General features: G+C 43.9%; 20 protein-coding genes. 9 read left to right on the top strand and 11 right to left on the bottom strand.

What is annotated here, in order from left to right; translation table 11 throughout:
- Positions 1-150 precede the first annotated feature (150 nt).
- The 3 genes from M9196_RS09070 to M9196_RS09060 all read left to right on the top strand — a co-directional run bounded on the left by M9196_RS09070 (position 151) and on the right by M9196_RS09060 (position 5,245).
- The gene (locus M9196_RS09070; protein ID WP_250617216.1) at positions 151-1,041 is read left to right on the top strand and encodes a LysR family transcriptional regulator; all 891 of its coding nucleotides are present in this window, start codon (positions 151-153) and stop codon (positions 1,039-1,041) included.
- A 229-nt stretch (positions 1,042-1,270) separates the two neighbouring features.
- Positions 1,271-3,031, top strand: a complete 1,761-nt coding sequence (gene ggt / locus M9196_RS09065; protein WP_406707651.1) for a gamma-glutamyltransferase — start codon at positions 1,271-1,273, stop codon at positions 3,029-3,031.
- A gap of 189 nt (positions 3,032-3,220) precedes the next feature.
- Complete coding sequence (locus tag M9196_RS09060; protein WP_250617215.1) at positions 3,221-5,245, top strand: alpha-amylase family glycosyl hydrolase; 2,025 nt, start codon at positions 3,221-3,223, stop codon at positions 5,243-5,245.
- Positions 5,246-5,463: 218 nt separating this feature from the next.
- Here M9196_RS09060 and M9196_RS09055 read toward each other — a convergent pair whose 3' ends face one another.
- From M9196_RS09055 to M9196_RS09045, 3 genes are all read right to left on the bottom strand, one after another.
- Positions 5,464-6,921 carry a glyceraldehyde-3-phosphate dehydrogenase gene (locus M9196_RS09055; protein WP_250617214.1) on the bottom strand — a complete coding sequence of 486 codons (1,458 nt, stop codon included), beginning with the start codon at positions 6,919-6,921 and terminating at the stop codon, positions 5,464-5,466.
- A gap of 401 nt (positions 6,922-7,322) precedes the next feature.
- Positions 7,323-8,090 carry a siderophore-interacting protein gene (locus M9196_RS09050; protein ID WP_250617213.1) on the bottom strand — a complete coding sequence of 256 codons (768 nt, stop codon included), beginning with the start codon at positions 8,088-8,090 and terminating at the stop codon, positions 7,323-7,325.
- Between the two features lie 358 nt (positions 8,091-8,448).
- Complete coding sequence (locus M9196_RS09045) at positions 8,449-9,597, bottom strand: arginase family protein (protein ID WP_250617212.1); 1,149 nt, start codon at positions 9,595-9,597, stop codon at positions 8,449-8,451.
- A gap of 233 nt (positions 9,598-9,830) precedes the next feature.
- On the opposite strand from M9196_RS09045, the gene M9196_RS09040 reads away from it, so the two are divergent.
- Complete coding sequence (locus M9196_RS09040) at positions 9,831-10,052, top strand: hypothetical protein (protein ID WP_250617211.1); 222 nt, start codon at positions 9,831-9,833, stop codon at positions 10,050-10,052.
- A 129-nt stretch (positions 10,053-10,181) separates the two neighbouring features.
- Here the strand turns inward: M9196_RS09040 and M9196_RS09035 are convergent, their stop codons facing one another.
- The 6 genes from M9196_RS09035 to M9196_RS09015 form a co-directional block, all read right to left on the bottom strand.
- Positions 10,182-10,565 carry a Rid family detoxifying hydrolase gene (locus M9196_RS09035; protein ID WP_250617210.1) on the bottom strand — a complete coding sequence of 128 codons (384 nt, stop codon included), beginning with the start codon at positions 10,563-10,565 and terminating at the stop codon, positions 10,182-10,184.
- A 111-nt stretch (positions 10,566-10,676) separates the two neighbouring features.
- Positions 10,677-11,891: an aromatic amino acid transporter gene (locus tag M9196_RS09030; RefSeq protein WP_250617209.1), complete on the bottom strand. Its 1,215-nt coding sequence runs from the start codon at positions 11,889-11,891 to the stop codon at positions 10,677-10,679.
- Positions 11,892-11,990: 99 nt separating this feature from the next.
- Positions 11,991-13,451: a tryptophanase gene (tnaA, locus tag M9196_RS09025; RefSeq protein WP_250617208.1), complete on the bottom strand. Its 1,461-nt coding sequence runs from the start codon at positions 13,449-13,451 to the stop codon at positions 11,991-11,993.
- Between the two features lie 215 nt (positions 13,452-13,666).
- Complete coding sequence (gene tnaC / locus M9196_RS23705) at positions 13,667-13,741, bottom strand: tryptophanase leader peptide (RefSeq protein ID WP_390902880.1); 75 nt, start codon at positions 13,739-13,741, stop codon at positions 13,667-13,669.
- A 225-nt stretch (positions 13,742-13,966) separates the two neighbouring features.
- A complete protein-coding gene (locus tag M9196_RS09020) occupies positions 13,967-15,151 on the bottom strand; it encodes an alpha/beta fold hydrolase (RefSeq protein WP_250617207.1) in 1,185 nt (394 codons plus the stop codon).
- Positions 15,152-15,217: 66 nt separating this feature from the next.
- A complete protein-coding gene (locus tag M9196_RS09015) occupies positions 15,218-15,580 on the bottom strand; it encodes a DUF333 domain-containing protein (protein WP_250617206.1) in 363 nt (120 codons plus the stop codon).
- A gap of 488 nt (positions 15,581-16,068) precedes the next feature.
- Between M9196_RS09015 and M9196_RS09010 the strand changes: the two genes are divergently transcribed.
- The gene (locus M9196_RS09010; RefSeq protein ID WP_250617205.1) at positions 16,069-17,277 is read left to right on the top strand and encodes an MFS transporter; all 1,209 of its coding nucleotides are present in this window, start codon (positions 16,069-16,071) and stop codon (positions 17,275-17,277) included.
- A 275-nt stretch (positions 17,278-17,552) separates the two neighbouring features.
- Positions 17,553-18,278 carry a DUF3581 domain-containing protein gene (locus tag M9196_RS09005; RefSeq protein ID WP_250617204.1) on the top strand — a complete coding sequence of 242 codons (726 nt, stop codon included), beginning with the start codon at positions 17,553-17,555 and terminating at the stop codon, positions 18,276-18,278.
- A gap of 88 nt (positions 18,279-18,366) precedes the next feature.
- Here the strand turns inward: M9196_RS09005 and M9196_RS09000 are convergent, their stop codons facing one another.
- A complete protein-coding gene (locus M9196_RS09000; RefSeq protein ID WP_250617203.1) occupies positions 18,367-18,834 on the bottom strand; it encodes a methyltransferase family protein in 468 nt (155 codons plus the stop codon).
- A gap of 230 nt (positions 18,835-19,064) precedes the next feature.
- Entirely contained in the window at positions 19,065-22,109 is a 3,045-nt protein-coding gene (gene ydiJ / locus M9196_RS08995; RefSeq protein ID WP_250617202.1) for a D-2-hydroxyglutarate dehydrogenase YdiJ, read from the bottom strand.
- A 286-nt stretch (positions 22,110-22,395) separates the two neighbouring features.
- On the opposite strand from ydiJ, the gene M9196_RS08990 reads away from it, so the two are divergent.
- The 3 genes from M9196_RS08990 to M9196_RS08980 all read left to right on the top strand — a co-directional run bounded on the left by M9196_RS08990 (position 22,396) and on the right by M9196_RS08980 (position 25,131).
- Positions 22,396-23,073 (top strand): DUF3334 family protein, encoded by a 678-nt coding sequence (locus M9196_RS08990; RefSeq protein WP_250617201.1) that lies wholly within the window; start codon positions 22,396-22,398, stop codon positions 23,071-23,073.
- A 278-nt stretch (positions 23,074-23,351) separates the two neighbouring features.
- Positions 23,352-24,035, top strand: a complete 684-nt coding sequence (locus M9196_RS08985) for a DUF2786 domain-containing protein (RefSeq protein WP_250617200.1) — start codon at positions 23,352-23,354, stop codon at positions 24,033-24,035.
- 34 nt (positions 24,036-24,069) lie between these two features.
- Entirely contained in the window at positions 24,070-25,131 is a 1,062-nt protein-coding gene (locus M9196_RS08980) for a J domain-containing protein (RefSeq protein WP_250617199.1), read from the top strand.
- The last annotated feature ends 108 nt before the right edge of the window (positions 25,132-25,239 follow it).

Raw genomic sequence — 25,239 nt, 5'->3', positions numbered from 1 at the left:
CAGATAAATTCAGTGAATTTGATATATTTTACTTGCTTTAGTCACTTTATCTTTATTGACCAGTTGTAAAACTAACGTCAAGTCGGTATCGTGCCAGAATAATTATATAAATATTAATACGCTTATTCTGTCAGTATCCGGGGTCTATTCATGAAACTACAGTTCGAAAACATTGTTTCGTTTGTAGCGGTGGTTAACGAAGGGTCTTTTAGCTCCGCTGCTAGAAAACTTGGAAAATCTCAATCTACCGTCAGCACTGCTGTGCAAAATTTAGAGTCAGATTTAGGCTTTGAGGTGTTTTGCAGGCAGCACACCAAAATATCATTGACTGCCAGAGGTAAGCGGTTATTTCATTTGTCGACACCCGTCATTGGTAAATACAAAGAGCTACTTACTGTTGCTCAACAAATGAACGTCTCTGAACAGATAGTCTACCGTGTGGGCATCGACCCGCTCGTCTTTAACAATAAAGTGAAACAAACTTTACTCGAATTTTCCGATGCATTCCCGAATGTTGATTTACACGTTGTCACAAAACCAAGCTTTATTCTTGGTAATTACCTAAGCGAAGGAAAAATCGATCTTGCATTAGGGAATCCTTACCATAAAACCAACAATGACTTTAATGTCGAAGAATTATTTCAGGCAAACTGTTGGTGGGTAAGTCATGAGAATGTTCAACTTGATGATGAAGCAAACCCTCCTAGGATCTTGCTAATGGATGGCGTAGATGAGTTACTAAACCTCTCCCATGTCGCCTCCAATAACTTATGGCGTTTGGATGATTTGAATACCATTGTTGACTTATGTGCCGCGCAAAAAGGTATTGCTCTGTTACCTGAATATATTCTTGACCAATATAATCGTAGCAAAGGTCTGCGTATCATCAGTGACCACCCGCTTTTCTGCGGTAAAAAAGTCGTGGCGTCATTATTTTGGCCTATGCACTCTGACTTTGGTTTATTCAATAGCTGGCTTAAAAACCAACTCAAACCAGCAACGGTCGAGCAACCCGAGTTTGTTGCCGATTTAACGACATAGCCTAAACGTTGTGAACTCTGCGAGGTAACGTACATGGTTACGCTACCTCGCCTGCTCTATCCTGCCAAACATGTTAACCCTATCATTTACACATCCTGCCAAATGGCAGACGTGTTTCGATAGGTCTGCCACTAAAATTCGCTTTAATAGCAACCTTTCATTGCTAACTGCCACATTGTCACCGAGACTTATCCGCATGGAACAAGAATCAACTCGATAAGGACTCGCCATGCATCTCTGTGCCCCTCCTAAACACTTACTATCATTGCTTTTTATTGCAATGAGTAACCCGGTATTTGCCTCACAACAAGCCACCGACGCATTTGCGCCAGAACCGACCACTCACGTAGAAAACAAATCTATAGTTACCGCGACGGATTGGATGGTCACAGCTGCCAACCCAACAGCAAGTCAAGCTGGTGCTGACGTGTTAGCTAGAGGAGGGAATGCGATAGATGCCATGGTTGCAATACAACTTACACTAGGCCTAGTTGAGCCTCAATCTAGTGGTATTGGCGGTGGTTCTTTCTTAGTCTATTGGGATGCTAAGGGTAACAAGCTCACCACTTATGATGGTCGCGAAACAGCCCCTCTAAAGGCCACCAGCAACTTGTTCATAGGTGATGATGGTAAGCCAATGAAGTTCTACGATGCAGTCGTTGGCGGACGCTCAGTCGGCACACCTGGCACGGTTAAATTACTCTGGGATACCCACCAAAAATACGGCAAGCTAAGTTGGGCATCATTAATTCAACCGACTGTTGAACTTGCAAAAAATGGTTTCCCAGTTAGTGCACGACTGGCCTCTCTAATTGAACGAGATAAAGAATTCCTATCCCGCCACTCTGATACACGCCAGTATTTGTTAGACAGTAATGGCAATGCAAAAACACAAGGTACTATTCTGAAGAACCCAGAGTATGCAAATACTCTCTCGTTAATCGCAGACAAAGGTGCTGATGGTTTCTACCAAGGCGCAGTGGCCCAGTCGATTATTGATGCCGTTAGTAATGCTAAAGGAAACCCTGGCCTGCTTAGCCAACAAGACCTCACGAATTATTCTGTTGTAGAACGGGCACCGATTTGTGCACCGTATAAGCAATACGACATATGCGGTATGGGGCCACCAAGCAGCGGCGCGCTTACAATCGGTCAGATACTGATGACCATTGAAGAGTTTGACCTTGCTAAAACAGGTGCTAACAACCCTGTAAGTTGGCAGATCCTCGCCGACGCTTCTCGTCTCGCGTTCGCAGATAGAGGCATGTACATGGCCGATAGTGATTTCTATGATGTCCCCTCCGATGGATTACTTAACAAGGAATACATCGCAACAAGAAGTGGCCTCATTACACCCAATAAGGCATTACAAACGGCACCGTTTGGCACACCAAACCCAGAGCTTGCTAACGGTTCACAAGACCAATCTATCGAATTACCCTCAACCACGCATTTCAATGTCATTGACTCTGAAGGAAACGTTGTCTCCATGACGTCTTCGGTTGAAAACGTATTTGGTTCACGCGTGATGGCGTCGGGCTTCCTGCTAAATAATGAACTCACCGACTTTTCTTTTTTGGGTGAAAAAGATGGTAAACCCATCGCCAATCGCATAGAGCCGGGGAAGCGACCTCGCTCGTCTATGTCACCGACCATTATGATGAGGGCGGACAAGCCATACATGGCGATAGGTTCCCCTGGTGGTAGCCGTATTATCGGCTATGTGGCGCAAAGTATCGTCGCACATGTTGACTGGGGAATGGATATCCAACAAGCAATCAACCAACCGAAAATGATCAACCGTTTTGGCGAAATGGATCTAGAAAGTGGCACACCACTCACTCAATTTTCTCAACCATTCGAGAAAATGGGTTACAAGGTCAACACTCGAGATCTTAATTCGGGCTTACACGCCATTCGAGTCACTGAAAATGGGCTAGAAGGCGCCGCTGATCCAAGACGAGAAGGCATTGCCATCGGAAATAAATAATTTTTTATCTCGTAAACGCACAAAACAAGACGCCTATCACGTTACACTTCCTTAGATTGGAACCAAGCGTGATAGCGCTCTCTCAGCCTTCTTACTCCTCCCTATATCATTTAAATATGGTGGATTTTTCTGCACTTTATATCGTTCATCATTCACGTTGCCCTACTATAAAAATGAAAAGGACATCACGTGAAACCCATAAAAAAGGCACTCTATCTATCCATCACTTCCGCTTTGCTTTTTGGTTGTGCTTCTGAGTCAACGACACCGTCGGAGCAGACAAAACCATTATTTTATAGCTGTGACTCTTCAAACATTTCAGCGGCCAATGACCTTCGTATCTATCAAGTCATGGTTGAAAGCTTCGTCAATGGCGATGATAGCATTGGTCATGGTACTGGCTATGGCACCAGCCATCACAAAGGTGACATACAAGGTATTATCGATTCACTTGACTATATCCAATCACTCGGTATGAACGGCTTATGGCTGACTCCGATTTTCAACTCTGAACCTATCTCGGGACAAGACCATTGGGCAGATCGATTGGACGCGACAGGCTATTTTGCGACTAACTACTTTGAAATTGATCCGCGTTTTGGCACCCTAGATGATGCAAGAAAATTAGTCGATGAGGCTCATGCCCGTGGAATGTATGTTTTCTTCGACGGCGTGTTTGGGCATCATAAAAGCAATGTCGTCCCGTCGCCTAGCGGCTTAACACCGGTTGGCAGCGACAATCCCGTCAGCTATCCAGAAAGCCTACCCTTCTACAAAGAAGTTGCAGAATACTGGATTAAAGAACTTAAAATTGATGGCTGGCGACTTGACCAAGCCTATCAAGTTCCAACGCAAGCCTGGCAAGAAATTCGTAAAACCGTTGATGATGCCTCTCAATCCGTTACGTATACCAACCAAGATGGCCATCAAGTGAATCCATTAGGCTACATGGTGGCGGAAATCTGGGCTGGTGAAAACAAGATTATTGAAACTGGTTACGGTTCTGACGAATCACCAGCGCTTTGTTCAGCCTTTGATTTTCCCGTACGATATAGACTCGTAGAAACCTTAGCCGTGAATGAAGCCGGCGTCGGCGGAAAAACAGGCGAATGGATCGCGGAAGGTATGAACCTTCATGCCCTGTACCCAGACCATGCTAAGCCAAACCTCATGTTAGGCAACCATGACCTAGTCCGCTTTGGCGATCTTATTCAACGTGGCAACCTTGCCGACCCAAATGATGATGGATACTGGCAGCGCTATAAAGCAGCAGTATCATTCCAAGCCGCTTACACCGGCCCGATCACCCTTTATTATGGGGACGAAATTGGGGACGAACTAGAAGGGTTTGCCAATCGAATTGACAATGACTGCGCCATCATTGGAAAGTGCGATGATCATGTCGCTCGCACGAGTGCTCGTATAGAAGGCATCAATACCACGCTGAACTCTCAACAAGCCAATCTTAAGACATATGTTAGCGAATTAATGGCACTGAGAGCGCAGCATCCAGCGTTATCTAACGGATCGCGAACCAACGTGTTGGCAGACCAAGTCAGTTACGCTGACGTTAAACAAGACCAAGACGAGTCGATTCTATACATCCTCAATGTCTCAAACAGCGATCAACAAATATCGATATCCAGTGACACGATCGCCTCCTCCTCGACCTTGACTGACTTACAATCGGACGAAAAAATAGCGCTTTCATCTGGATTCTACTCAATAGCACTGTCTCCATTTGAAGGCCGTTTTCTTCACATTGATCAGCCAACTGGTGCGGCTCCAATCGGGCTGATTGCCGCCTCTACCGTCAGCACTGGTGATGCCTTCATGAGCGCTTGTGATAACCCAACATTGCCCGAGGCAGGTCCCATTGATGAATCACTCTATGTTGTGGGTGACTTCAGTGACTCTAACTGGAAGCACACATCATCTCGAGCGTTTGAATACAAAGGAAACGGCGTGTATCAAGTTGTCGCTAGTGAAAAACCCGGCAGCTATCGAATGCAATACGCCACAAAAGATTGGAAGCCTCAATTCACCGCGGAAGGACTAAGCGTCAAGCTTGGTCAAGAAAACACGCTTAAATTTGGGGGCTATGGGAAAGATACGGCGGTGACGATTCTGGAAGAAGGACGATATGTCTGGAGCTTAAAGTTTGATGACCTTGGTGCGCCTTTAACGATCTTAGCGACAAAATGCGCTAACTGATTCATCATGTTTTAGATGCGAAATCAAAACTAAACGCGACCTAAAGCTAGTTGTCACCATACGTTATATGTCACCCAAAGCTATACGTGTTCTAAAATTATATGTGACGTGAAAACTATACGTGACGTGAAAGCTATACGTGACGTGAAAAGTAGGAGACATATAAAAAACCGCCACTGTTTCTAGCAAACAGTGGCGGTTTCAATATTACGTTACTGTTACGCCAAAACTGGGTATGTCTTAAACTTTACGCCCATCATCTGTTCCATACAATGAACGACTTGGCAGCTATAACCAAATTCATTGTCATACCAAATGTAAAGCACACACCGGTTATCTTGCGCTATTGTGGCTTGACCATCGATAATACCGGGATGACGTGCGCCAACCAAATCGGTAGAGACAATTTCCGTCGAGTCTGTGTAGTCAATTTGCGCTGCAAGTGAAGACGTCAATGAGATCTCGCGAAGGTACGCATTCAACTCATCTTTAGATACCGTTTTCTCAAGGTTTAAGTTCGCGACCGCCATTGAAACATTTGGGGTCGGTACTCGAATCGCGTTGCCGCTCAACTTACCTTCTAGCTCAGGAAGTGCTTTAGATACCGCTTTTGCTGCACCCGTTGACGTGAGAACCATATTTAACGACGCAGAACGACCCCGACGATCACCACTATGGTAATTATCAATCAAGTTTTGATCGTTGGTATAAGAGTGAACCGTTTCAATATGCCCTGATACAATGCCATATTTGTCATTAACCGCTTTAAGCGTTGGCGTAATTGCATTCGTCGTGCAACTTGCAGCCGACACTATCGTGTCGCTGTCTTGAATCACATCGTGATTAACACCAAATACGACGTTTTTAATGTCGCCTTTTCCTGGAGCGGTTAGCAACACGCGCTCTGCACCTTGACAGGCAACATGTTGGCCTAAACCTTCAGCGTCACGCCAAACACCGGTATTGTCGACAACAAGAGCATTGTTGATACCATAATGCGTATAGTCGACATCGGTAGGCGAATTCGCATAAATCACCTGAATGTAGTTGCCATTCACGATCAACGCTTTGTTCTCTTCGTCAACAACAATACTGCCATTAAACTGACCGTGCACTGAATCTCGGCGCAGCAAACTCGCGCGTTTTTGTAAATCGCCATCTTTCCCGCCACGCACAACAATAGCACGCAAACGAAGTGGATAACCTGGGCCACTTTTCTCAACTAAGATTCGCGTCAGAAGACGCCCAATGCGACCAAACCCATAAAGCACAACATCTCGAGTTTCTTTCTCACCATTGCTGCTAATGCTTTCTGCCAGTGACGTCATCAAGAAATCTGCAATATTCTTATGATCATCGTGAGTTGACCAGTATTGTTGGGCAAGCTGACCGATATCGATACAACACGGCGACAAGTCAAGTTCGATGAGTTTTTCTATTAATGGCGCAGTTTGAGCAACATTAACGGGCTGAGGAGCGTAATGACGAGAGACTCGGTGGGTTTTAATAATATCAATCGTGGTGGCGTTAACAAGCGTCTTACCAAACAACAGGATTTCCACGCCTTTTTCTCGATAGAGTCGACCTAGAATAGGTAAAAGTGACTCGACAAGTGTTTGATTTAGTTGCCATTGATTTTGATGAATTTCCGATTGCGAGATAGTGCTATTACTCATAGTACCTGGGGGACCTCTATCAGTTAATCGCGCCTCTCATTTGTATGTAGGGTACAAAAGGCAAGACGCGTATTTGGGATGTAATTATGTTGTTATTTTTCTGTGCGGGAGTCTAACAAGCAGACACTTAATCTGCTAGGAAAAATAAAGCCGGATATTAGTGAAGATTAATGTGACATAAGTAGAATTTATCACGGACTTGCATGCGGGCGCAGCAAATTTACAGCTAAGTTTGGTGAGCTTATTTTATATGATTAATCAAACTCACCAATACTTAAAAGCGCAGCCATCACTCTCTTTAACTTGTATAGCCTTGGTTGCCACCAATGACTAAAGCAATCACTGCGTTTACTTAGGTACCAACTTATGTACTAGCTTATGTACTAACTTGGATTTAGGTACTAGCCTTCAAATTCATCATGGTCTTGCTTCTTAATGACCTTATGACCGTCTTCTGCCACACCTTTTTTCCAATAACTACTAATGTAAATATCGTCTTTGGGGATGGCTTTATCGTTGCGGAAAAACTGTCTCAATTGCTTCATTTCATCAAACTCGCAAGCGCACCATACATATGGTTCACCGCTTAACCACGTCTGTGAAATCGCGACTTTAGAGACAGGTTCTGTTGTCCAAATGACATCAATGCCTTGCGGTGCCGCTATCGTTTGCTGGTCCGCTGCGTCTATTAATTGGATAATCGCGTAACCTTTCGCGTCTGTAGGTAATTCTGCCAGTTTTACTGACAGAGCAGGAAGTGAGGTCATATCTGCATTGAAGAAAAACCAATCTTTCTCAGTATTTACATTTTGGATTGCGCCAGGCCCCACAATACTAATTTGATCGCCCACTTGCGCATCCATCGCCCAACGACTGCCGAATCCACATAGTTGGTCTTCAGTGATATGGGTGACAAAGTCCACCTCAATCGTACCGTGGTCAACATCAAGCGAGCGTATCGTGTAAGTGCGCATTTTGGGACGATTGTCTTCACTCAGGCCGTTGAGTGCAGTGCCGCCATTTTCATTAAACAAGAATTTGATATAACTTCCGTTACTGCTAGGGTCGAATGTTTTTAACGCGTCTGATTGCAAGGTGAGACGGCGCATGTTTGGTGTCAACGACTCAGACTGGGTCAAGGTAAGGACTTTAGGAGATGGCTTTTTCATAGCACACTTATATTAATGATTATTGTTATCATTAAGTTTACCACAGACTTTGCTTTTGTCTCGTCAATTTACTTTGTTTTACATGGTTAAAATAGCAATGCATACCTTGCTTTGCTGTCTTTAGGCTTGATTGACTAACGCCCTACTTCACGTAATCAGGAGCAGTATTTAAGACTAGCAGGAACAGTATTTAAGACTCACAGGAGCTACCATTAACACTGACAAGCACAGCAAATAAGGCAGGATCAAAAAAGGCTCGACACTGTCGAACCTTTTATTGTTTATTTCGCTAGCTCATAACGTACTAAGCTCGTAACGAACCTAGCTCATAACGAACCTAGATCATGACGCCCTAAGCTTATAAAGTCACAGAACCAAATGCCAATGGCCATTCCGTGTGGCGATCTTCGCCGTTTTCGTCACGCTTAGTCTCAGCCAGCCAACAGAACAGCTCCCAGCCAAAGCCAGCTGCGATAATGCCATCTTTATCTGTTGGATCCGTATCCGGAGTATATTCAGCGATATCTGCACCAACAAGACGAACTTTACCTGACGCTTTCACTTTACGCAGGATTTCGTAAACTTGCAGATGGCTTAGACCGAATGGATCGGGACTTGAGTTAGCACGACAGAACGCGGTATCTAATGCATCTAAGTCGAACGTCAGATAAACCGGACCACCATCACCACAACGTTCGATGATGCTCTCAACCATGGCGTCAACACCAAGGTCATACACTTCGTTCGACGTAAAGCCCGTCGTACCAAATGCAATATGGTTACCTTTAACAAGTGCCGTTTGGCGACCACGCATACCAATTTGCACCGTGCGCTCTGGATCCGCTAGGCCTTCTGAGTACAATTTAGCCAACCAGTGGCCAGACGTGTACGGATAATCAAAATCGGCTCTTGTTGATAAGTCATAGTGACCATCGAAGTGAATCACTCGCAATGGACCGTATTTTTCACCTAAAGCGCGCATGGTTGGATATGGAATAGTGTGATCACCACCGAAGACAAGCGGTGTACAGTCTTTTTCAACAACCATGTGATGAAGAAGCTCAGTCAACTGTTCAACTTCTGCTTTGAGCTCAAATTGACCTAAGCTATCCCAGTTTCCGTAATCGATAACACGGCACCATTCGAATGGCAACTCACCGTTATCACCAACAGTCCCCATCCCCATTTTACTTAGGTGACGTAAACGCTGTGGTGCGAACTTATGAGATGAGCCGGTTGGTGAACATTTTTCAATTCCCATGCCGTAGATAACAACGTCAGCATTATCGAGATCTTGTGAAAACGGCGCTTGATAAAAGCCTAAGTAATCTTTGTTGATAAAGCTAAGTTGTTCAATACCTTTACCGCCACCCTGCTCTTTAACACGAGCGAGATAAGCAGCGATTTTTGGATCTAAATTGTCAGCGGCGGATACATTTTCCCAGATGTATTTATATTTAGCGACTTTCTCTGGGTCGATGGCTGGCCATTTTTTGAAGTTTGACATGATGTATCTCCGATCTAAACAAGGGGACTTGTTAAAAACTGCCAGCAATAATAGTTCGAATGGGTTACTTTGGGCAGTAACATACTGGATGTAACTTTAGCCTTTTTTGCTCGTTGTTATACGTCGGCCTAACACTATTGAACTAATTTCTCAATAAAACATTGGTCATTATTTGACCGACATCTAAAACCCTCCTATGGTTTGTAAACCGCTCGCAGCAAAGGAGGTAAAAGATGAAAAAAATGAGTAAGTCGTACCGCATGCAAATCATAAAAGAAGTCGCGGAGAGAAAAGTAAGAGAACAATGTAATGACCCAATGGCGCAGTACATCAATTCTTTGTTAGACCAGCACCCTGAACGAGATAATATCGTTGAATTCAAACAAGAATTTACAGGCAATTATTTTGACGAAAATGCAGGAGGTTGGGTAAGTAAAACGTGGAGAAGTAAGTAACTCTTCACAAAACAATGAATTCCCAGTTCATTAAATGAAATACCGATGGGGAAGCAAGCAACCTGCTTGAGATGAGGCGCCTTATCAAGGCGCCCCCTGACCAACTACTCGGTTATAGTCTCGTCTTACTTATTGCAAAACCGCTATCACTTCAATTTCGACTTTCGCATCCATAGGCAAACGTGCAACCTCCACACATGAACGAGCTGGAAACGGAGCGCTATGAGCTTCGAAGAATGCCTCATAGGCAGCATTGATTTTAGAAAATTCGTTTAAGTCCTTAACAAACACCGTAGCCTTTACAATATGGCGAGGCTCTAAGCCCGCTTCACGAACAATCGCAACCGCATTCGTTAACGACTGTATTGTTTGCTCGGCAACATCACTATCCATCACTTTTGTTTCCGGATTAATAGGCAGCTGCCCTGATGTTATTACCATATTGCCAAATGTTACGCCTTGAACGTAAGGCCCAATAGCCAAAGGGGCTTTATTGGTAGAAATCGCGGTCATATATGTTCCTTTATCCATTATTTGTGTCACTCAGAGCGATGAAACCAATCTCTAAGTTAAATCGTTGATGTAGATAGTCGGCCATCTACTTGGGTATGATGTTCTGGTTCATTAGCCAGTGAACATTGGTAACATTCCTAGCATAGATAAGAAGTGGAAAACGGCAGTGAGTACACCAAAGCCAATCACTAAATAGATCATTATCATGCCACCAGGTGCTCGGAAGCCCTCTGTTCCATTGTCACCGTCTCTCGTTTTCTTGGCTAACATCGCAGGAATAATACATGCCCACACCGTAGCCGCTGCGCCCGCATAACCAATGGCAATGACAAAACCAAAAGGAAACAGTAGAGAAAATATAAGAGGAGGTAAGAACGTTGCTAACCACGTTTTTGCACGCCCTTGACGGGAATCTTCAAACTTAAAGAAATCAGCAAGGAAATCAAACAAACCCAGCCCTACTCCAATGAATGAGGATAGAATCGCCGCCATTGAAAATGTATTAATGGCATTCGCCACTCTATCGGACTCTATAACTGAGCCAAGCGCGGTGAGTAAGGCGTCAACGTTTCCACCTTGCTCAATGACAGGACCAAAGTTTGCGCGAGGCAGATTACCAAAAATACTAATAAGCCAAACGAAATAGAGGATAGACGCGATAACCGTGCCTCCTAGAATTGCTTTTTTCGCCTGAGATTCACTCCCATAGTAGGCACGCATTGATGACACCGAATGATGATAACCAAAAGAAGTCAACGCTACTGGTAGCATCGCCATCGCGTACGGTGCATAGTTGTTTTCGGCGCTGATCGTGTCCAAGAGCACACCCATATCAACATTGACGGCTAAGCCCGACACACCAAAAATAAAACTTAGAACCATAAAAGCGATCAGTACAACCGATATACGGTCGACGGCGCGTGTTGAATGCCAAACAAAGGTAGAAAAAATAAGCACAAAGAAAATGGAAGCAAGCTTGTCATTTATTCCTAGGACATCTTTTAATATAAGACCAGAAGAGGTAATATAGGCGTATAAAAGAATACCACCAACAAAGTACACGGTTATATTATTAAATAGATTTATTTTTGATCCTAATAAATCCTTCGTAACTGTATCAAATGAAACTTTTAGATCGTAGTTTTTAAATGCTTCCAACAACATCCAACCGGATATTGTCATTACTATCATGGTAATAGTTATTACCAATAGGGACCAAACTGTCCACGCCCCTGCTCCTGCACTCGGTAGCCCTAGCATTCCAGCACCCACACATACGCTGGCAATAATACAGGCACCACCTATTAAAGATGGACTCTTATTCATAATATATTCTCGTAGAATTTCTCGTTATGATTAGTTTCAGCTTTTATTATTCAGGCAAAAAAAGAGCGTAGCATTTACTTGCTACGCTCTAGTGGTTATTTACGCTTCTGCCAATGCTGACTCAGTCGTACTGGTTGTAACTTTTTCAACTTCTTTCAGACGAGCAGTAAAGTGACGCAATACTGCAGGCTCATAGGTAAAGTCTAAACCTTTTACTTTATGAGCATTTTCTTTCACTTTTTCGAACGCTTCAATCACATAGTCCATATGCGTTTGAGTATATGTTGCGCGAGGAATGGTTAAGCGAAGCAGCTCTGCAGGGCAAGCGTGTTGTTTGCCTGTTGCAGGATCACGACCTAACAGTAATGAGCCAATTTCAACTGCACGAATACCCGCAACTTTGTACAACTCACAAGCGAGTGCGTGAGCAGGGAATTGATCCGCAGGAATGTGTGGTAGTAGCTTACCTGCATCGACGAATGCCGCATGACCACCAGCTTGCTGACAAACGACCCCGATTGCTTCAAGACCATTCACCAAGTATTGCACTTGATTAATTCGGTAAGCCAACCACTCTTGACGCATACCATCATATAGACCAACCGCTAGACGCTCCATCGCGCCTCCTTCTAGACCGCCATAGGTCGGGAAGCCTTCTTGCACAACACAAAGAGTACGACACTCCGTGTAGGCGTCCATCAAAGATTCATCTTTGAAGCACAATAGTCCGCCCATTTGTACCATCGCGTCTTTCTTAGCAGACATCGCTAATGCGTCAGCATACTTGTAAGTTTCACGAGTAATTTCTTCGATAGTCCAATCTTGATAGCCTTCTTCGCGCTGCTGTATGAAATAAGCATTCTCAGCATAACGAGCGGAATCCATAATCACCGGAATGTCATATTTCTGCGCAATTTCATACACCGCTTTTAGGTTCGCAATCGACACGGGTTGACCACCAGCAGAGTTACAGGTAATCGTGCTCACGATATATGGAACATTCGCTGCACCTGCTTCAATAATTGCTTCTTCCAATTTTTCTAAGTCAAAGTTACCTTTAAAGTCTGCATTCACAGCAGTATCAAATGCATCTTTAGTGTAGACGTTTTTCGCAACACAACAGTTAACTTGTGTATGACCTTGCGTCGTATCAAAGAAGTAGTTCGACAACGCAACCATCTTAGTGCGATCTAAACCTTTCTCTTTTTCACGCTTATTAATCAGCACTGGAATATAGATTTGCTCTGCGCCACGCCCTTGGTGAGTTGGAATCGTAAGCTCATAGCCAAAAATATCTTTAACTGCATTCGCAAGTGCATAGTAACTGCGGCTGCCACTATAAGCCTCATCACCACGAAGCATAGCAGCTTGCATTTCTTGCGTAATTGAACCTGTACCACTGTCGGTCAACAAATCAATGAAAACATCTTCACTGTCTAATAAGAATGGGTTCATACCCGCTTTTACAATAGCTTCATCTCGGTATTCACGAGTCGTACGTTTTACTGGCTCAACAACACGAATACGGAATGGTTCTGGCAGATGTTTAAAGTTTTCCATGATATTATCCTAATACTATTGATTATTTGCCAATTACATTCAGGCAGGCAAACAACTAATTAAAGACAACCCTACCTAGAAATAAGTTCCAGATACGATTTAATTTTAAATTCTATTTTTTTGATTTATCAGAGACGTAAAAATAATTATAAATATAATAGTAATTTACATCCAAAGTTTAAATCAGGGCGCACTGGAGCGTGCATTCGATAGAGTTATCTCGAAGGAAAGAAAAAAGCTATTTTGTAATCTAGTGTAATCCAACTATTGGTCATGTTGAAGTCTTCCATTGTTATACCCATTTGAAACATCTTATTTCAAACAACTGAGACAATTATCTATAGTTTTAAGGCTTTGTCATTAATACAAATTACAATATGAGATATCGTTAACAAAAAAACGCAATTCACTCTTTTTCTCCGTCATATCAAGATATTTAGTATGATGAAGATCAATAGAGCGTACTAGTAAACTAAGTCATCATTAAAAATAAACTTAAAGAACTAAACAATATTTTATTGAGTTCTTTCCATAAACTCGACCACTCGTTTCATTGTCGGTTCAAAGTAAGGATTCCAACTTAATCTCGCACTAATGGTTTCATCATCAAAAAGTTCCCACGCCGCATGTGTTAACGTCGGCATTTTTGGGCAGTCTACCTCGTAGATTTCTCCTTCCTGACTATCTCCACATTGACGCATTAGACCCGTGCGACCATAAAGTGCATTATTTGGCCGATATAGTACCGAGATGTGAGAGCCACTTTGTATATAAAACTCGGGCAACTTCATAGGAAACTTTACGAATCGCGGATCACTATAATCCCGATCGCCATACCAAATAAGTTCAGATTTAGGAGAGCTAAAACGGGTTTTAAATAGATCATATACGCCTTTCGCGTCAATAAGTTCATCGCTTTCAGCAAGCATTAAAATCGCAGGCACAGTGAGCACCTCTCTCTCTAGCTGCTCTTGTACATGAACCGCACTTTGGTAGTACAGCGCCGCACCATCCATTGCTAGTGAATCGTAGCGAGAATAATTTTGCTCTTTTTCTATGCTAACCCAATCGACGAAGTGGCTAGCAAAGCCCGCTAGGCCAGCAAGCGGATCTTTCGGTATAAACGCTGGAGAGAACAAAATAAGCCCTTTAATACTTCCCTCAGTGCTCGCATAACTGGTCACCAAATTGGTGCCAGTCGAAAACCCACCCAACCAAACTGAATCCACATCTTGACGAAGCAGTTCTACCTGATGGGCGACCGCATTTGACCAATCCTCAGACGTCGGGTTCATTAAGTCCGCGGGTCTAGAGCCATGTCCCGGCAATAACATCACATGAACTAAGTAACCCTTTTCAGCAAGATAAGGCGCGATATCGACAAAAGAGTAAGGTGAATCGCCTAAGCCGTGTACCAATAGCACTCCTTTGCCATTCGGTACTTCTGGTTCGAGTTTATAGGGACTCACCGCATCCATTTCCCGTTCGTAGCCTGCACCATGAAAAACACGGTGTTCATCCAACCAATCACGAGTTTGCATCGCATATTGATTAAACGTCCGTTGCTGATAAGGCGCTAAGGAATCTGAACTTTGGTACATTTGTGGATTGGCTTCAATGATCCGATGGCTACACCCACTAAGCACGAGCATTAACGTTACAACAATAACCCACTTGCCTAAAAACGGACTTCGAACCACCGGTGCTTCCTTAAATTAATCGCCTAACTAGAACGAGAACACTTTAATATCGTCACTTATATAGTGCTAGTTACTCGATGTCTGATGATCTCGGAAATAATCCATCGCATCCATCACATCGCCATTTGCCAATGTACATTGCTGACTTGCCGCCTCATAAACCCCTTTTTGCGCTTCGCAGTAACGCTGTGCTTCGGATTTATTGTCGTTATCACTATGCTGCTCTCGGTAGTAGGTCCATGCGTCGACTGACTTTCCTGAACTCAAGTTACATTGCCCTGTTGCCAAGTCGTAGCTACCGTTCTGCTCACAAAACACAGCCGCGGGATTTGCCATGCTAGCTTTCCCCTCATCTTTTGTTACCTCAGACTTCGCACAGCCAAACAACGCTAAGCTTGATAGCACAACAATTGATACAAGTGATTTCATTATTTATACCTTTTCAATATGTGGACAACGCAGACCAAAATTATCAACCATCATTTCAGATCCAAGTTCCTTGCCAATGAGATTTAGCTGAGAGAAGATTAGATTTAACAAGCGCTACGTCCATGTCGAACCTTTTCTACCACTTAATTCGTTCCACTTAAACGCTGCTAGTTTGAATATTCACTAAAAAGCACACGCTCTCATTAAACCCTAGATGAAATCGCGAGTGATTCAACTCAGACTTGAACTTAATTCGCCTGATGTTACAAACCAGCCCTGCCCAGCTGCGCAAAGTATAAAGTTCAACCTTCCGCTTTATTTCGTCATCTGTATATCAATAGTCTTGATTATTTACCTCATAAATACTGGCTAATACTCCCACTAACTTTACGTTCAGATTGAGAGGGTAACAGTGGGTAATTTACTTGTAACTCACACCAGATTATCGACAATTCATGAGTAAATTATTAATAGAGGAATCTCTGCTCATGAACGGTTTTCGATTATGGCATTTCGCCCAAGCATCGCTTGGTATCGTCCAGTGGGTTGGCATCGCAATTTTACTTAACCCCATCATTATAGAAAGAACCTCTAGCGGAGCACTATTGGGGCAAGTCATGGCTTTAATTGGTGGCGCGGGACTACTCGCACCGCTGATTGGAGGAATTGCCGATAAATACGCTTGCCACCGAATCATACAAAGAATGGCACTCTTCATTCATATCATCGCGTTGCTCATTCTCTATTTTGCAGAAACGACTATGCCTATTTATTGGACCGTCGGCATTCTCATTGGTATCGGCAGTGTTAGTCTGTTGGTCCTCAACCCAACCTTTGTTCTCGCGTCGAGTCAAAACCAAGAGCAAGAAGGCCGTGGCTTAACCAGTTTATTTCAATGCCAATTCTTTGGCATTATCGTAACCGGTGTTCTTGTTGCCATCGCAGAGAGCCTTAACGTTTCAAGCGATAATCAATTGCTTATACTGCTTGCCCTTGTTGTTTGTGTGCTCATTGTTGTATCGATCGCACCTCCACCCAGTGTCAACGTGTCAGAAATGGAAGTGGAAACTGACACTAACGAAAGCCGCATTCCAGATACTCCCAAAAAATATCTGCCATGGTTCCTGTTTCTTTTAGCGGTGTTTTTCTCCATGTTCCTGTCGTCTAACCTTATGGAACTTGGTCCACTACTCATCAAAGAAGTTTACCAAGTCGAAATAGGGAACTCAGCTCTTGGCATGGCGGCCTCCGCATTCATCAGTATTTTCATGCTGGAGTCAGCTGGCCGATGGATGCAAAAAAGTGGCCCATTTAATGTCTGGTTCACCGCCCAAATAGTGTATTTACTTATTGGGTCACTATTTTGGGTTACGGCAGGGAAAGACGTACATAGCCTTATTCCTATCGCGTTGCTTGTCGTGCTTATGCAGGCGATGTCATGGAACGATATGATTATCCCAGCTATCGCTGGCCGGTTGAGCCCTGCTTCACCAGCATTAACGCAAGGACTCCTTATGCTTTGTATGGCAGGCGGATTTGGTGTTGGGGCAATGCTAGCCGGGATGTCGATTGATCAGTTTGGTTATGCATCGGTCTTTACGTTGTCCCTTTTTGGTATTGTTGTTGCGCTATCATGTATCGTGTTATTAACCTTAACGTCTAAGACATCCGTCATGAAAACGAGTGTCGCTCAATAACGTTGGGTTACTACCTTACTGGCCACGCAATCTGCGTATTGTGCTCGCAAATAAGTAATCATCCACTTGTTTGCGAGCTCGACCTTTTCGTTATTAATGGGGAGCACCGTCAGTTTCTCCCTGGCTGAAGCGTTTTATTTGCCCCCCTAACCTATATCACCAACTTGCAGACAAACTCCTTTTTGTCGTTCATCGTTCAAAATTGTCACTGGATAGACCATTCAATCCGATTACTCATATATAATTTGCTCAATTGTGTTTAATCGAAGATTATTATGTTTCTAACACCTTACGTATCAACCACCAACGAGCATTTTGAGTTCACTCGTCAGCAAGCCAGTTACTTCGCAAAAAATGTGGCCGGTGATTTCAACCCTATTCATGACGAAGACGCAAAACGCTTCTGTGTCCCAGGCGATTTACTGTTTGCGGTACTTCTGCAAAAAGAAGGCATCAGCCAAAAAATGCGCTTTGACTTTTCTGGCATGGTGGCCAATGGTACACCGCTAAGTGTGAGTAAAAAGTGTGAAACAGAAAGCTCTCTCGTTGATAGTAACGATAAAGAATACCTGCATATGACTCGTGAAGGCGCAATCAGTCATGATCAAGCCTTCATAGAACACGTTGTTACCAACTATGTGCAATTTTCTGGAATGAACTTCCCTCATATCATGGTGCCCTTGATGCAAGAGCAGCAAATGATGATTAACTGCCAGCGTCCACTGGTGATCTATGAAAGTATGGAAGTTGAATTTGCTCGTATCGATCTTAAGCACCCTGAAGTTGAATTCACAGGCGCTACATTTGATGTAGAAGGTAAACGTGGTTTAGTCACACTCAACTTTTCTTTTACTGAAGATGGTGAAGTTGTTGGGACAGGCATGAAGCGAATGGTTGCTACTGGTTTAAAACCGTACTGTGATGAAGCCGTGGCTGATCTAGTTGAACGTTTCAATCAACGTAAAACGGATTTTATCGAACGAAGTGCGTCATTGGGTTAAACCGTGGGTCACTGAGTTTAATCATAGATAAACGCCAGCTAATGCTGGCGTTAGTGTTAATTAGGGTGTGTTAAACGAGATAGGATATTTAAATCCATCGCCTGACCTTTGCTTTATACGCTCTGTATTCGCTTCCAAACTTATCCTCTAGGATCTCCTCTTCCGGTCTAATCTGAAATCGAGTCATATAGACAATAAACAATACACTGAGCAGCAGACTTAACACATCTTCTAAATAAATACCCCAAGCCAATAGTAAGCAATACAATGCGACATACATGGGGTTTCTAGTCACCGAAAATACGCCAGAATCAACAATTTTACTGGCTTTGTGCGGACGAGTAGGATCGACCGTTGTGCTTGAACGATGGAATTCTCTAACGCCCGACACGCCAACGTAACCACTTATCAGGACAAGCAGTCCAATCCAAACCACTTTCAAGGGGATATAGAGAAACAGCCAAGTGCTATCAACCGCATGAATGCCATACATGACCGCGGCAAAAATGACAAAAACCACCACTGGTGGTATTTTTAGCTCCAACCCTTTTCGCATTGTTTACCCCTTTCATGAAACCGCTATTACCGCTGCAGTGAAATGCTCGCAAGTCCTGTACGTAAATAGTTGGCCCTGTACGTAAATAGAAAGTTCTACACGTAAGTAATAAACTCTGCACGTAAATAATAAGCTCACTGCGCGAGTAGCAAGGTCAGTTTACGGCTTGAAAACTGACCCATAACGTCGCACTTATTATCTGAAATCAAGGGCTATCAACGTTTAATCAGTTAAACAACGTTAATCAAACGCAATATTGCTTGTAGAGGATGCTGAACTGGCTGATCTTCAATTCGTTTTACTTGGCTTCGACAAGAATAGCCGGTCACAAGACAGCGCTCTTTGGGTAACGATGCCATTTGTGGCTTCCAACTGAGCCCATAAATATCTTTCGACATCTGCAACTTATCTGACTCATGTCCAAACGTACCCGCCATGCCACAGCAACCTACTGGCACGGTGTGTAACACGCCACCAAAGTGCTGAAAAATAGTGCCCCATTCTTTCTCCGCATTTGGCATCTTGGTTTTCTCTGTGCAGTGTGCAAACAAATACCAGGGTTCTTTGTCACCAGAAAGCGATGATGTCAGTGTACTGAGCAAGGGCATTAACCACTCATGTACCGTAAGTACGTCAAACTCACCCCGTTTATCTTCAAGTATCTCGACGTATTCATCACGGTAACAAAGAACAAGTGCCGGATCGACACCGACAAGCGGAATGTTAAGCTGCGCCACTTGCTGTAAGAAATCAGCTGTGGATTGAGCGCCTTGTGCAAACTGCTTCAAAAAGCCTTTGATATGCGCAGCCTTACCATTGGGTTTAAACGGCAACACCACCGGTGTTTTCCCTAGTACGAACGCTAGCTTAACAAAATCTTCAACAACTGCGGCGTCGTAGAAACTGGTAAATGGGTCTTGGACAATTAAGACATAATCCGCTCGCTGAGCGTCTGTCAGTTTGGATAATTTGTCTAAATCAAACGCTTCTATCAGCTGTGTCTTCATGCGCTGCTCCAGTGTCGGCACAGACAACAAAGGCGCATCCACGTACCCAACACTTTTAGCAGTAAGAGATTGAACCCACGGCTGTTTCAGCGCAAAGTTAATCGTCTTGGGCATTTTTGCCATGTAAGGAAGTAACGTCTCAATGTTTGCCACTAAGTAATCTTTAGCGGGACGCTGATAGCGAGTGTAATACAAGTTCAAGAAACGGGCTCTAAAGCTAGGTACATCTACTTTAATTGGGCACTGGCTGGCGCATGCCTTACACGCTAAGCATCCGTTCATCGCGTCATAAACTTCATGTGAAAAATCGTACTCATGACGTTTGTTCAGAGTATTGCGCCACTTTTCAATCAAGCCTTTTGCGCTGCTGGCATATTGAGTCTGGTTTTCCAACTCAATGACGTCGAAGCCCTGCTCAGACAACTGGCGAAGCCACTCGCGTACCATGCCCGCCCGCCCCTTAGGAGAGTGACGTCTATCCGCAGTCACCTTCATTGATGGACACATAGGCGATGACGTATCATAGTTAAAACACAGTCCGTTGCCGTTACACTCCATCGCCTGAGAGAAGCTATCGCGCACTTCTATCGGGATCTGGCGATCGTACGTGCCTCGTTTAACCGCTGACACCTTAACCAATTCGTCTTGACTATCAAGCGGCGTACATATCTTGCCAGGGTTCATCTTGTTGTGTGGATCAAACGCCGACTTAATTCGACGCAATTCATTAAACAGTGTCTCTCCGAAAAATGCGGGGCCGTACTCAGAACGAAAGCCTTTGCCATGTTCCCCCCACATTAAACCGCCATATTTAGCTACCAGTTTGACGACTTCATCAGACACTTGATGCATCAACGCTTCTTGTTCCGGATCGCACATATCCAGCGCAGGTCGCACGTGTAAAACACCCGCGTCTACATGGCCGAACATGCCATAATGCAATCCGTGACCATCGAGTAGTGCACGAAACTCATCAATAAAATCAGCCAAGTTTTCTGGGGGCACGCAGGTATCTTCTGCAAAGGCAATTGGCTTAGCGCTACCTTTAACAGCACCAAGAAGGCCAACCGCTTTTTTGCGCATGTTATATATTCGACCAAGACTGGCGACATCGTTTGTCACTTGATAGCCGATAATACCGCCTTCTTCAGTTTTCAGCATTTCATCAAGTTTCGCGGTCAACTGCTCGACACTAAGACGAACTTCTTGCTCATCTGCACCAGCGTACTCAACCATATTGATACCAAGCATATCTTTACCCGGTACGTCGGTAATCAAGTCACTCACCGTATGCCAAACAATATCTTGCTTAGCCAAGTTTAGAACCTTCGAGTCAATGGTTTCTACCGACAACGCATTTGCTTGTACCATGAACGGCGCATTTCTTAACGCCGCTTCAAACGTATTGTATTTAACGTTAATCAAGGTACGTGCTTTAGGTATCGGCGTGAGATTTAGCTTGGCTTCAGTAATAAACGCTAGTGAGCCTTCCGCTCCGCACAATATTCTTGTGATATCAAATGAGCCAGTTTTAGGGTCATAGGCATTTTTCAAATCATAACCGGTCAAAAACCGATTAAGCGCCGGGAACTTCTCTTCAATCAGTGGACGGTTTTCACGACACACTTGCTCGGAGACGCCTAATGCCGTTGTAACGAAGTTATCATCGTCAGAAAATCCAAGAGAGCCGTCACTTTCTAATAGTGAGCCATCTGCAAGCACCGCCTGCAAAGACAAGACATGATCCGATGTCTTGCCGTACTTTAAAGACCCTTGCCCCGATGCGTCAGTATTAACCATTCCACCAACAGTGGCGCGATTACTAGTAGATAGATCTGGCGAGAAGAAGTAACCATAAGAACGAACCGCATCGTTAAGGGCATCTTTGACCATGCCTGTTTGGACGCGAACCCAACCTTCAGCCTCATTAATCTCCAACACCTGATTCATATGACGAGATAAATCAACCACAATACCTGACGTCAGTGACTGCCCATTTGTCCCAGTCCCTCCACCGCGAGGAGAAAATTGGATTGACTTAAATGGGTCTGTATTTGCCAGTTGAGCAATGAGTTGAACATCGCCGGTGGTTTTGGGATGAACAACCGCTTGCGGGAGTACTTGATAGACACTGTTATCCGTCGCTACGGCTAAGCGACTTGAATATTGCGTCTCGATATCTCCAGAGAAGCCTTGTTGTTTTAGCTGCTCCAGAAAAACGATCACTGTAGGATTAATATCAGATTGAGAACTGAGTCTTGGTAACATTTTGCTTCCTGCCCCTAAACATGCCGATCCACTCAGCAAGGGAGTATTAAAAGTGATGATACACCTAACCACTAAAGCCCATGATTCACAGGAATAAACCGTGATTTCTGGTGTTTTTTTGTCGGTGCGTATTAATTTTACTTATCCCGTCACTTTACAACAATTAAAAGTGTGATCAAATCGCAATCTCATAGCAATTGTGCATCGTTTATATCTTTTCAAGATGTTTCCTTCATGCCAAACTCGGCACTATCAAGGAAGCAGACATTCAATAAAGCGGTATCTAATGAAAAAAACCAAGGTTATTACCACGGAAGACATTCTCCTTAAGCTATGCCAATCCGTATCACATGTACTCACGTCAGCAACGCAATCAAGTGTTACGTATTCAGCCATGGTGCAAAAAATCACCAAAACGACACTAAAACCCGACTTCGGTTGTTTTGTGTTATTTGACGGTGGCTTCTCTGGCCTGGTTGTGATCAACTTTACGTCACAAGCGGCTTTAGAAGTCTATTCAAACTACATGCGCAGCATGGGCATGCCAGAAGAAGAACTCGCCATTCACCATAATGCCGATGAAGTCGGCGACGTACTTGGTGAATTAATGAATCAACTGGTTGGTGATTTCACCAACAAGGTGAGAAAAGAACTTCAAACGAATATCACGCAAAACCAACCTAAGATGCTCGCGATAAACAAGCAGGTTGTTCTATCGGTTGACACTAATTTAGAACGCCCACAGGCAAGACGCGTCACTTTCTCAACGGCAAACAACAATATCTTTTACTTAGAGTTTGCTATGGATAAAACCGAATTCATCCAAATGGAAGAGTTTGAAGTACAAGCCGATGAATCTCCTGACATGCTCATTGAGCAAGCGATAAAAGACAAAGCAACAGAGAAAGCCCAAACAAAGCAAGACAGCGCGAGCCAAGATTTATTAGACGAACTAGGTATCTAACTCATCCTCACTTGTCTTTGAACAACTTTCCCAAACTTTAGTCCAAAGAGAGTCCATAAGAAAACATCGTTATGGTGCTCTCTTGGGTGCGAGTTAGATGCGAGTTAGGCGCGATGCTAGGTCTTCGCCTAACTCGCCCATTCGGGGTAGTGCCGACTACCATCTTAATGATTCACCTTCATGCGTTAGGTAAATCTAAACCCATGCTTCCCCTTTCCTCGGAAAATCGTTAAAATAGTGCCCTTTTTCTTTCGCGGTACAGAGAACTCACATTGTCGATGGATAAACAAAAAGCCCTTAAAAAAATTGCCAAATGCCTTGAACTAGGTAATTCAGCTAACGTCAATGAAGCCGCAAATGCGATCAAAATGGCGCATAACCTCATGCTGAAGTATGGGCTGGATAAAGATGACATCGAGTTCATCAAAATGGGGAAAACCCAATCGACGCATTTGTTGCCAGCCAATATTAGTTCAACGCTTCTACGTGTGATTCGTGGTATTAACACCAAATTTGGCGTCGAGGCCGTTTTGCTAAATCACAAAGGACTCAAACGTGTTGAGTTTATTGGTGAGGCGGACCGAGCGATCTTCGCAGCGTTCGCATTCGATATTATTTATCGAGAAATGAATGAGCATACCGGGCAGTTTAGAAATGGGTTTGCAGGCTCAGGGACTTCAACAGCGGAAGTCACTCGACGGGTTAACTCTTTTGTTTCTGGTTGGATTGAAGGCGCACTAGAAAAGCTTCCTATCATTACCCCTGATGATGAGTCAAACAACAAAATCAACAACTATATCGATAAAGAGTTTAAAAATATCGACCGTGAGACGTTCAAACAACAACTTAGAGATGCAATGAAAAATATCACGGCCGATTATGAAGTTGGACTAAAAAAAGGTCGCAAGCTCTCGGTAAACCGACCAATCAATGGCGCACAAGCACCTAAAATGCTCAAATAGCGTTACCTGCCATTCGTTATTATTAAGGAAGATGATGACTCGGAAGATAATGGTTCAGCTGCTTTGTCGCGCATGGTCGTTCTCCACCCGCGTCATTACCTTGTGCGTTGTGCTTAACCACTCTGCCCTCGCGAGCTCCATCGCTTCTCTAGAACAGCAAGCCCTTCTTGATAACGCCGATGCCCAATATCAGCTGGGGCTTGCTTATGAGACTGGACAAGGAGTGAAACAAGACCTCGCCAACGCTAGCCACTGGTATCAACAAGCAAGCAACAATGGTCACCTCAACGCGACCTACAACTATGCCCAAGCACTCGAATACGGAAGAGGAATCACACAAAACACTTCACGTGCTGCCCTTTTATACACCAAGCTAGCTGTGCTAGGTGACAAAAGTACTTACGGTAAACTCGCTAAGCTCTATAGTGATAATAAGGTAAATATTCCAGCCGCAGACCAAGCCGTGCTTTGGTACTCCTTAGCTGTCGAGCAATCTAGCGCCTTTGAGGCAGAGTTTGAGCTCGCACTGCAACAGCAGTTTAACGAGCGACAGCGCCGTCAGATTGACGCTTTGCAGCAGCAAGAAGGAGCGACCCCTCAACCTGCCGTATCAGGGAATAATCAATCTTATAACAACAGTGTGAGACTCAACAACCGCGTTGCTATGTCTTGGACTACCCACTTTATGTACTGGGCATTGTTATTGCTCATTTTAACGGTAGTTGGCTACTATTTAACACAGTTCAAACGCGCTTTAGCGAACGAACGCCGTGGTGATCAACGCTTACAGGAGGCTTTACAAGCTCAGCAACGAACCATCACAGCACTTCAGCATAAATTAAAAATTTCGCAAACTGCGCCACATAGTGCGCCTGTAACTCCGCCGTCAAACGCAATCGAAGAAGCATATTTGCGATTTGGATTTTCGCCGAACCAACGAAAACTACTTACGCCTACCTTGCTTAAATCTCGCTATAAGCAGCTATCTCGTATTTTCCATCCTGACATCCAAGGGTCTGAAGACGAGATGAAACAGCTCAACATCGCGTTCAAAACGCTGATGGCACATGTCAAAAAATCTCAAAAAATTCATTAAAACTCACCTCGCTCTCACTAATGCTTATAAAAACACGATATATGAAACAATTATTTAACATTGAATGCTATTTCATGTCATAATCAGTAGTGAGAATAACACCCAGTA

This window comes from Vibrio methylphosphonaticus, assembly GCF_023634655.1.
Lineage (GTDB): Bacteria > Pseudomonadota > Gammaproteobacteria > Enterobacterales > Vibrionaceae > Vibrio > Vibrio methylphosphonaticus.
Note: the sequence above shows the minus strand (reverse complement) of the source record. Positions and strands in the feature narration are given on the sequence as shown.